Consider the following 9,476-nt stretch of genomic DNA (forward strand, 5'->3'; position numbering starts at 1 on the left):
AAGGTCAGGTGCGACGCGCTCCTTTCCCACCCGATAACTCAAAGAGCCTAATTTTATCCAAATCCTCATAAAGCTGATATGTTTCACAGCCACCCATCTCAGGTATAATCTAGCCATGCTCAATCTCTCCACCTTTGAAAAAATAGATTACCTTGTAATCGGTCATATTTCTCTGGATTTAACCCCGGCGGGCGAGCAGCTTGGCGGGACAGCGGCCTATGCCGCACTCACAGCCCGGGCCCTTGGTTTGCGTGTGGGAGTCGTAACCAGCTTCAATCCTGATCATATCTCCCTGGAAGCATTCAAAGATATTCTTGTTTACGTGATCCCATCCAAAGAAACGACCAGTTTTGAGATTGATGATGCCCCCTCATACCGTCAACTTATGCTGAAAGGGCGCGCCGCGCAAATTCAATACGAACAGGTGCCAGAGGTCTGGCAGCGTACATCGATCATCCACCTGGGACCTATCGACCAGGAGATTGACTCACAACTGCCTGCAGGCTTTGCCCCCGCATTGCTCGGATTGACACCCCAGGGCTGGTTGCGCAGTTGGGGACCAGATGGGCATGTGGAACCGAAAAAATGGGCACAAATGGAGGCCAGCCTGAACCAGGCCAGCGCCGCTGTGTTGAGCATCGAAGATATAGGGGATGACGAGGAGATCATCGAAGAGATCTCCCTCGCCAGCCGCATTCTTGCTCTTACAGAAGGCAGCGCGGGCGCAAGGATTTATTGGAATCATGATCTGCGCCGTTTTCCTGCACCCAGCATGGATGTGGTCGACCCCACCGGCGCCGGCGATATTTTTGCAGCGGCTTTTTTCATCCGCCTGCACAGCACCCGAGACCCCTGGGAGGCAGCGCGTTTCGCTACTCGATTGGCAACTTATTCTGTTTCCCGCCGCGGGCTGGCGGGCATTCCCACCGAAGAAGAAATTCAACAATGCCAGATGGAGGTTTATTAGTTCATGGCACGTATTTATACACTCGTAAATCAAAAAGGCGGTGTCGCTAAAACAACCACCGCCATCAATCTTGGCGCATATCTCGCCCTACATGGACAGCGAGTGCTGATCGTGGATATTGATCCTCAAGCCAATGCAACATCCTGCCTCGGTATCGATAAACATAGTGTGGAAAACGGCTCATACCAGGCATTATTGGGTGGGCAACCTCCCGCCTCATTGATCCTGAAAAATGAACGCCTTAATCTCTCCCTTTTGCCTTCTTCACCGGCATTGGCTGGGGCAGAGGTCGAACTGGTCGATGAAAGCGGGCGGGAAACCCGGTTGAAAAATGCGCTGACTTTATTAAACGATCAATACGATTATATTCTCATCGATTGCCCCCCCTCTCTGGGGTTGCTGACGATCAATGGCTTAATGGCAGCTCAGGATGGTGTCATCATTCCCGTACAATGTGAATATCTCGCCCTGGAGGGACTCGGTCAACTGACAGAGACGATTCAAAAAGTACGCTCGGCTCTTTACCCGGAATTGCGCGTGCGTGGCGTTATTCTAACAATGTTCGACCGTCGAACAAATCTCGCCAACGACGTGGTCGCCGAAGTGAATAAGCACTTCCCCAAGCTGGTATTCAAGACCGTCATTCCGCGTAATATCCGCCTGGCAGAGGCGCCCTCCTATGGCTTACCGATCTCCGCTTATGCTCCCGAATCTGTTGGGGCAATGGCATATGATGCCTTCGCAAAGGAATTATTGGCAGGGGATTTGAACTGACCCTTACACAAGCTCTCTCCCTTTCAGGGAAAGTGGATTTGGAGAAAATATGGCAAAACGAAGTGGACTAGGCAAAGGCTTGGACTCGCTCATTACGAGTACTGAAACCTCCAGCGTACCAAAGCCCGATAGCGGCATTCAACAGGTTTCGATTGACAGGATTTCTCCAAACCCAAGACAACCTCGCAGCTATTTTGATGAGGAGGAATTGGAGCAATTGGCTGCTTCGATCCGTGAGCATGGGGTCATCCAGCCGCTGATTATCACTCCAAACGGTGATGGGTCTTATTCGCTTATCGCCGGAGAACGTCGCCTGAAAGCCTCCCTCCAGGCCCAATTATCGAGCGTCCCGGTTGTGATCCGGCAAGTCAGCGACCAGCAACAGTTGGAGTGGGCATTGATCGAAAATGTCCAGCGCGCCGATTTGAGTCCCCTTGAAGAGGCTGAGGCTTATCATCAGCTGACCGATGAATTTGACCTTTCACATGAGGCCATCGCCAGGCAGGTTGGAAAAAGCCGCGTGGCCGTTACAAACATATTACGTTTGCGTAAACTTTCAGAACCGGTGAAAGCCGCTCTCGTGGATAAGTTGATCAGTGAGGGTCATGCCCGCGCCCTGCTGGGGCTTTCTGCTGCACAGGCACAGGAGGCAGCCTTGCAAACAGTGATCGCATTACGGCTCAACGTTCGCCAGACTGAGCAGTTGGTCAATAAACTAAATGGCGAAAAACCCGTCGCTAAAGAAAAGATTGCCAAATCACCAGAGGTGGTTGAGATCGAAAACCGCCTTCAATCGCGATTTGAGACCAAGGTTTCTATGCGTTATGCCAAAAAAGGCGGTAATATTACCTTATATTATTCCTCTGATGAAGATTTGGATGCTCTCCTTGAAAAACTTTTATAAATTTCTTGATTTTATTTCCTTGTTTTTATGCAAATTACCAATAGCTTTTTTTGAGGTCACCCAAAAAGCAAACGATACGGTATAGGCAAAATCATGACAAATCCCAACCTTATGTTAATCCCTGAAATGCTGGTGCCTCGGCTGGGTGAACATCTGGTAAAGCAAGGTCATATTAGCGATGATGATCTTAAAAAAGCACTTGCCTATCAACAAGAAAGAAAAACTAGCGGAAATATTTTACTCATCGGACAAACTCTTCTGGAGTTAAATATCGTTTCAAAAGACTTGCTCGACAGGGCAATAACAGAGCAAATCTTACAACTACGCAGTGCGCTTCAGGATACAAATCGCAATCTGGAGCAGCATGTTCTGGAACGAACAGCTGAGCTTCAAAATGCCCTGGAAAAGCTCTCTGATCTCTCTGAGCTTAAGACCAATTTCATCTCAAATATCTCTCATGAATTGAGAACACCACTTACGGTGATCAAAGGCTATCTTGATCTATTGGTCACTGAATCCTTGGGAGGGATTAACGAAGAACAAAAAGAGGCTGTAGAAATTAGTCGACAGGCCACAATTCGACTGGAAAGTCTGGTTGAAGATCTGATCATGGTCTCAATTTCCTCGCGAGGAGAGCTGACACTGAATCGAAAAATAATAGATATTCGACCCATTGCACACCTCGCTGTAGAGGCAGTCTCAAACAAAGCTGAAGATCGTGAAGTTTCTGTCGTTGAGGTGTTAGATGAGGTCCTTCCCACCATACACGCGGATAAGCAGAAATTGACCTGGGTACTGGGTCAGTTATTGGATAACGGAATCAAATTTACCCCTGCGGGTGGTCGCGTAGAATTGCGCATAGAACAAGAGGGTGAAAAACTGATATCCATTATAGTCAGCGACACAGGGATAGGCATCCCTGTTGGACGTTTGAACGAATTATTCCGTCCTTTTCATCAATTAGATAACGCAGCATCACGACGCTATGGCGGGATGGGATTGGGCTTGCTTCTGGTCCAACAGATCGTAGAGGCTCATGGATCGATGCTCGACATAAATTCTGTCGAAGGTAGGGGGACAACCATCAAGTTCCCCTTATTGGCAGCGAGCGAAATAAATGAATGAGAGCAGCATTCCAATGAAATATACTGACCCATCCATTGGATATAGCCTATGGCAAAATACCGTCCAGGAAGAGGATTGGAAGGTTGCTCTTGATTTTTTAATCGCAACCTTGCGGGATGCACTTATTTTTGATAATTTTGCAATCTATATCACAGATAAAAGCGGGGGCACTTCCGAAATTGCCTATGCGCGGGCAATCGGAAGAGGCAAAAAAGCTGAGGCTGATGCAAGCTGGGGGGAAGATATTGCAATCCAGGTGATCGAGAAAGAGGAGGTCATTCTGGAAGTACCCAAAAAGTCAGCTACAAATATAACAGACCGAGTTAAGGAACCTTACCTGATTGGCTTGCCACTTATAGCTTCAGGGAAATTGATCGGTGTACTTACGCTGGTCCGCTTTGGCGGCCCTGAATATAAGCCAGGACATATTGATCTTGCCACGCTTGCTGCAGCAGTAATCGCCTATATTTTCGAGAAGCGTGCCTTGCAAGAAAGCATTGCTGAACTTGAAGCAGCACAAAGACAAATGCGCTTGCAGGATGACTTTGTGGCAACCATTTCGCATGAGCTTCGCACCCCACTGGGTTTTATTAAAGGGTACAGCACCACTCTGCTGCGCGAGGATACTCTTTGGGATGAGGATACGCGTCGCGAGTTTTTGACCATCATCGACGAGGAAACCGATCATTTGACCGAGTTAATTGATAATATTCTCGAATCGGCACGACTTGAAAGCGGCACAGTAGAGATGAGTTTTCAACCACTACGTCTTGATGCTTTGATCAGGGATATGATCACTCGCGTTAGGGCGCGTTATCCAAATCTTGAAGTTATATTTAGAAGCGAATCCTCCAAAATCATTCAGGGAGATAATACGCGCTTGGCACAAGTTTTTGAAAATCTTTTCAGCAATGCTTTGAAATACGCCCCCCAATCAAAGATCGAGATCACTATTAAGGCGATCAATTCATCATCCATTCAGGTCGTTTTTGCGGACAATGGCGATGGAATCCCAGCCGAACATCTCCCTTATATTTTTGATCGCTTTTATCGCGTTCCAGATCATCCTGGCAAAACAGGGACCGGCCTGGGGTTATTCATTTGCAAACGGATTATTGATGTACATCATGGTAAGATTTGGGCAGAATCCAAGAAACAAAAGGGCACACAATTTATTATCGAATTACCTACACAATAACATAAGATTTTTGGGTGAAGGAGAATAAAGCCATGTCAAAACGCATCCTTGTTGTTGATGATGAAATACGCTACCAACGTCTGTTGGACGCAAATTTGCAGACAGATGGATATGAGATAATCACTGCATCGAATGGTGTAGAAGCCATTGAACTATTTTCTTCGCAGCCTTTCGATTTGATTTTGCTTGATGTAATGATGCCCGAACTGGATGGATTTCAAACCTGTCAGCGTATCCGGGAGTATTCCAACGTTCCGATCATCATGCTTACAGCCAAAGGGGATGAAAAAGATCGCGTTCGCGGTCTTGATCTAGGTGCAGATGATTATCTGGCTAAGCCTTTCTCTGCCACCGAATTACTTGCGCGGGTCCGTGCTGTCTTACGGCGAGCAGAGGTCACAACCAATATTACCCAAACACGCTATTTTTCCCATGAAGAAATCCGCGTCGACTTTGCCCGCGCTGAGGTCTGGCGAGATAACGAAAAAGATCCAATCCCGCTTTCAGCAACCGAGTACCGCCTCTTGCTACAATTTGTCCATAACGTGGGCAAGATCATGAGTGCAGAAGAGTTACTCACCAGCATTTGGGGGCCGGAATATCGCAACGAGAAAGAAATCCTGTGGGTCAGTATTGCCCGCTTAAGACAAAAACTTGAAAAGGATTCTCATGCCCCAACTCACATCGTTACACGCACTGGCTTAGGGTATCTTATGCCTCCAACAGATGATGATCAGTCAGGTAATAATAATATCGCTGAGGAGAAAAGCGAATAATAATTTGGCAATAAGCTTAATCGCTCGTATATAACCAATAGTCACAGAGAGGTTGTCATGACAATTGAAATTGACGATAAAGGAAAATTTTTTACAGATATAATCACGAAAATCCCTACCCCTGTCCTTGTACAAACAACGACACATCTCATTAATGGAACAGTTCATGTCCGCAAGGATGCCCGACTAAAAGATGAGCTTAACCAGGATATTGACTTTCTGGCTCTTACCGAAGCCGATGTTCTCAACCCAGAGGGGAAAGTTTTATATCACACTGAATTCATTGCCGTCCAAAAAAAACAGATTGTTTGGGTGATGCCCGATATAAATAGCAAGGAAGAAGAGAATCTGTCATGAGCAGATTAGAACCGGGTACCTCGCAACTTTCTTCTCCTAATTTACTCAAACTAAAATACTATCTTATCAATACAATTTCAGAAGAAATTGAAAGCGGTGAAGCCCCCGCGGAAAACCGCCAAGAATATGTATCGCAGCGTCTCAGCGATGTTTACCAACGCGCCAATCTTAATCTCCCAGTTGATATGCGCGATCATATTTTCAAAGAAGTTGTTGATGAGCTTTTTGGTTTTGGCCCTATCCAATCTCTTTTGGACGACCCCAATATAAGCGAAGTAATGGTCAATGGACCTAAAAATATTTATGTCGAACGGGAAGGGAAACTCACAAAAACAACCGTTACCTTTGAAGATAATGACCATGTTCGTCGTATTATCGAACGGATCATCTCTCCTCTGGGACGTCGTGTGGATGAAGACAGTCCTACGGTAGACGCCCGCCTGCCGGATGGCTCCCGTGTTAATGCTGTTGTCTTACCTGTTGCTATTGATGGTCCTTCGATCACTATCCGAAAGTTTGGCAAGGATAAATTATCAGTTTCCCAACTCATTGATTTCGACTCAATTACCAAAAATATGGCGGAATTTCTTCGTGCCTGTGTACTTGCCCGGTTAAATATCATCATCTCAGGAGGAACGGGCTCAGGCAAAACCACCCTGCTCAACATTTTATCCAGCTTCATTCCTGAAACTGAACGGATTGTCACTATCGAGGATGCCGCTGAACTACGACTTCAGCAAGATCATATCGTTCGTCTAGAAACCAAACCGACTAATGCTGAAGGATTTGGCGGGGTAAGTATTCGCGATTTGGTACGCAACTCGCTGCGCATGAGACCAGATCGGATCGTCATTGGTGAGGTCCGCGGCGGTGAGGCTTTAGATATGCTTCAAGCCATGAATACGGGGCACGATGGCTCGTTGACAACTGTTCACGCCAACTCACCTCGAGATGCTCTTTCTCGCCTCGAAACCCTTGTTCTCATGTCCGGAATGGATCTTCCCATAAAGGTTGTCCGTCAACAGGTTGCATCCGCTATTGATCTAATCGTCCAACAAACACGGCTAAAAGATGGATCACGCAAAGTAGTTGCTATCTCTGAAGTAGCTGGGATGGAAGGGGATACCATTATCTTAAGCGATATCTTCAAATTTGCTCAAACTGGGGTTGGGGCTAATGATAAGATTCTTGGAGAAATGAAACCAACGGGTATCCGTCCGATGTTTTATCCTCGCCTTGAAGCTGCCGGATTTAAACTTGGCGCAGAAGTTTTTGGCGCAAATATCACAGCCATGCTTGCCTCTAATCGCAGAAGACACTAACTGTACATCTGCTATAATCACATCATCTTTATATAATATAGGACTTACGCATTTTTATAGTCCTAGTCCCAATGCTCTGCGTTGGGGTATTGTAGACAAGCTACAACGCAGCGAGAAAAAAGGTATTTTGCGTAAGTCCTGTAATAATTATTAATGCCTATTGAGGAAATAATGGAAACCAAGACTCGAATCACCCTCCGATCAAAAACGCTTGGCGTCCTCATTCACGATGCTCGTACAGCTTCACGGATGAGCATTAATGAATGTGCCGAAGTAATTGGCGTCACTAGCGGCATTTTTCGCTCATATGAAAATGGGACTAAAGCACCTTCTTTACCAGAACTTGAAGTTTTGGCTTTTTTTCTCAATCTTCCGATCTCACATTTTTGGGGACAAGAAGCCATCTCTGACAATGCTCCCCCTACAGAACCGCTTGATTTGCCGCGTCTGGTGGGCTTGCGTCAGCGAATGATTGGCGCTTTATTGCGCCAGGAGCGAATGAATGCCAGCATTTCAATGAAAGCCCTTGCTAAGCAAGGAGACATTCCCAAAAGTCGCCTCAAGGCCTATGAGCTGGGAGAACGCTCAATCCCATTACCCGTACTGGAAATATTAATCTCGATTCTTGGCAGTCAAACCGACAGGTTTATCGATAAAAACGGTCCGATCGGTCAGTGGATGATACGCCAAAAAGCAATTGAAGATTTTCTCAACCTTCCTCCGGAGCTTCGAGAGTTTGTCAGTCAACCAATAAACCGCCCTTATATTGAACTGGCGCATAATCTGAGCGATCTTTCCGCAGATAAGTTACGCTCCGTTGCTGAAGGGATCCTGGATATTACTTTTTAAATTGGAAGGTTTTGAAGTATGGAAACTACTGCCACAAAGCTCTCAGAAAGTGGGAAAAAATATTTTGGAAAAGGCGATTTTGAAAACGCTGTACAATCCTTTTCAAATGCTGTAAAGATCTATACCGAAGAAGAAAATTTTCTCGATGCAGCTGAAGCGAAGAATAATCTCAGTGTTGCTCTCCTCCAAGCAGAGAGGGCAGAAGAATCGCTTGAAGCTGTTCATGGCACCGATCTGGTATTCGCCGAAGCAAAAGATCTGCTTAGACAGGCAATGGCGCTGGGAAATCAAGCCGCAGCATTGGATGCGCTTGGGCAATCAGACAAAGCCCTTGAGAAATATGCCAAATCTGCCGCCCTATTTGGAGAAATTGGCGAAGGGGACTTGGAAGCAACTGTTCTCAAATCTATGGCTGCCATAAAATTTCGCAAAGGAAAGTTACAAGATACGGCAAATATCATGCTCGATTCACTTGGTGCAACTCAAAAGCCCAATCTGTTTCAACGTTTCTTGAAATTCATCATGCGTATTATCCAGTAATGACAAATAGTTACCAGATCCGGCCCGCGCTCGCCAAAGATCATCAAGATATTGCAAATCTAATATTCTTTGAGCGACATGTGCATCGGCATCTGGACTGGCGACATCCCACGGATTGGCTTGGTTCACCCTTTTATTGGGTGCTTGAAAAAAACTCCCGTATTGTGGCAGTTCTGGCATGCCCGCAGGATAAAAAAGATGTTATCTGGTTAAGACTTTTTGCGCATGCAGCGAGAATCCCGGCTCTCGAAGCCTGGGATATCCTATGGGAAAACGCCAAAAAAGAATTAGCCGAAGAAGGCGATGTAAAAGTGGCATCCATCTCATTAAAAGGGTGGATGAAAAATTTACTCCAGCTAAGCGGTTTTGTTCAGGATGAGCAAATATTGATGCTTTCCTGGGCGAAAGAGAGGGTGCCCGAGTGGTCCCTACCCGAAGGTGTCACGATCCGCTCGATGACTGAGGCTGATCTTTCTCAGGTGGCAGAGGTGGATGCAGCCGCTTTTAAACCTCTCTGGCAGAATCTGCCACCCATGTTGGAGCAAGCATATTCGCAGGCTGTGGTCGCAACAGTCGCTGTTGCAACTGAGGGCATCATTGGCTACCAGATCAGCACGCACAGCCCTTTTGGAGCACATCTTGCAAGGCTGGCAATCCATCCAAA

Annotated in this window: 11 protein-coding genes; all 11 read left to right on the forward strand. The window is 46.4% G+C overall.

Annotated elements, in window-relative coordinates:
• Positions 1–115: 115 nt before the first annotated feature.
• Positions 116–967, forward strand: coding sequence for a PfkB family carbohydrate kinase (locus AC3DOM_RS11770; RefSeq protein ID WP_487919239.1), 852 nt, complete (start codon positions 116–118; stop codon positions 965–967).
• 3 nt (positions 968–970) lie between these two features.
• Positions 971–1,741 carry a ParA family protein gene (locus tag AC3DOM_RS11775; protein WP_487919240.1) on the forward strand — a complete coding sequence of 257 codons (771 nt, stop codon included), beginning with the start codon at positions 971–973 and terminating at the stop codon, positions 1,739–1,741.
• 49 nt (positions 1,742–1,790) lie between these two features.
• A complete protein-coding gene (locus tag AC3DOM_RS11780; RefSeq protein WP_487919241.1) occupies positions 1,791–2,645 on the forward strand; it encodes a ParB/RepB/Spo0J family partition protein in 855 nt (284 codons plus the stop codon).
• Positions 2,646–2,738: 93 nt separating this feature from the next.
• Positions 2,739–3,770, forward strand: coding sequence for a sensor histidine kinase (locus AC3DOM_RS11785; protein ID WP_487919242.1), 1,032 nt, complete (start codon positions 2,739–2,741; stop codon positions 3,768–3,770).
• A 13-nt stretch (positions 3,771–3,783) separates the two neighbouring features.
• Positions 3,784–4,968, forward strand: coding sequence for a GAF domain-containing sensor histidine kinase (locus tag AC3DOM_RS11790; protein ID WP_487919243.1), 1,185 nt, complete (start codon positions 3,784–3,786; stop codon positions 4,966–4,968).
• A gap of 32 nt (positions 4,969–5,000) precedes the next feature.
• Positions 5,001–5,744 carry a response regulator transcription factor gene (locus AC3DOM_RS11795; protein WP_487919244.1) on the forward strand — a complete coding sequence of 248 codons (744 nt, stop codon included), beginning with the start codon at positions 5,001–5,003 and terminating at the stop codon, positions 5,742–5,744.
• Between the two features lie 57 nt (positions 5,745–5,801).
• On the forward strand, positions 5,802–6,101 hold the full coding sequence (locus AC3DOM_RS11800; protein ID WP_487919245.1) for a DUF6812 domain-containing protein: 300 nt from the start codon (positions 5,802–5,804) through the stop codon (positions 6,099–6,101).
• Positions 6,098–7,423 (forward strand): TadA family conjugal transfer-associated ATPase, encoded by a 1,326-nt coding sequence (locus AC3DOM_RS11805; protein ID WP_487919246.1) that lies wholly within the window; start codon positions 6,098–6,100, stop codon positions 7,421–7,423. The genes AC3DOM_RS11800 and AC3DOM_RS11805 overlap by 4 nt, the downstream gene beginning before the upstream one ends.
• 171 nt (positions 7,424–7,594) lie before the next feature.
• The gene (locus tag AC3DOM_RS11810; RefSeq protein WP_487919247.1) at positions 7,595–8,272 is read left to right on the forward strand and encodes a helix-turn-helix domain-containing protein; all 678 of its coding nucleotides are present in this window, start codon (positions 7,595–7,597) and stop codon (positions 8,270–8,272) included.
• An 18-nt stretch (positions 8,273–8,290) separates the two neighbouring features.
• Positions 8,291–8,812, forward strand: a complete 522-nt coding sequence (locus AC3DOM_RS11815; RefSeq protein ID WP_487919248.1) for a soluble NSF attachment family protein — start codon at positions 8,291–8,293, stop codon at positions 8,810–8,812.
• Positions 8,812–9,476 (forward strand): hypothetical protein (locus AC3DOM_RS11820; RefSeq protein WP_487919249.1); only part of this gene is annotated, 665 nt, incomplete at its 3' end. The genes AC3DOM_RS11815 and AC3DOM_RS11820, both read left to right, overlap by 1 nt.

The organism is Candidatus Desulfolinea nitratireducens (assembly GCF_982879505.1).

Bases quoted from the DNA above. Each gene is read 5' to 3' on its own strand.
- AC3DOM_RS11770 (WP_487919239.1), top strand. From the start codon at position 116: ATGCTCAATCTCTCCACCTTTGAAAAAATAGATTACCTTGTAATCGGT.
- AC3DOM_RS11775 (WP_487919240.1), top strand. From the start codon at position 971: ATGGCACGTATTTATACACTCGTAAATCAAAAAGGCGGTGTCGCTAAA.
- AC3DOM_RS11780 (WP_487919241.1), top strand. From the start codon at position 1,791: ATGGCAAAACGAAGTGGACTAGGCAAAGGCTTGGACTCGCTCATTACG.
- AC3DOM_RS11785 (WP_487919242.1), top strand. From the start codon at position 2,739: ATGACAAATCCCAACCTTATGTTAATCCCTGAAATGCTGGTGCCTCGG.
- AC3DOM_RS11790 (WP_487919243.1), top strand. From the start codon at position 3,784: ATGAAATATACTGACCCATCCATTGGATATAGCCTATGGCAAAATACC.
- AC3DOM_RS11795 (WP_487919244.1), top strand. From the start codon at position 5,001: ATGTCAAAACGCATCCTTGTTGTTGATGATGAAATACGCTACCAACGT.
- AC3DOM_RS11800 (WP_487919245.1), top strand. From the start codon at position 5,802: ATGACAATTGAAATTGACGATAAAGGAAAATTTTTTACAGATATAATC.
- AC3DOM_RS11805 (WP_487919246.1), top strand. From the start codon at position 6,098: ATGAGCAGATTAGAACCGGGTACCTCGCAACTTTCTTCTCCTAATTTA.
- AC3DOM_RS11810 (WP_487919247.1), top strand. From the start codon at position 7,595: ATGGAAACCAAGACTCGAATCACCCTCCGATCAAAAACGCTTGGCGTC.
- AC3DOM_RS11815 (WP_487919248.1), top strand. From the start codon at position 8,291: ATGGAAACTACTGCCACAAAGCTCTCAGAAAGTGGGAAAAAATATTTT.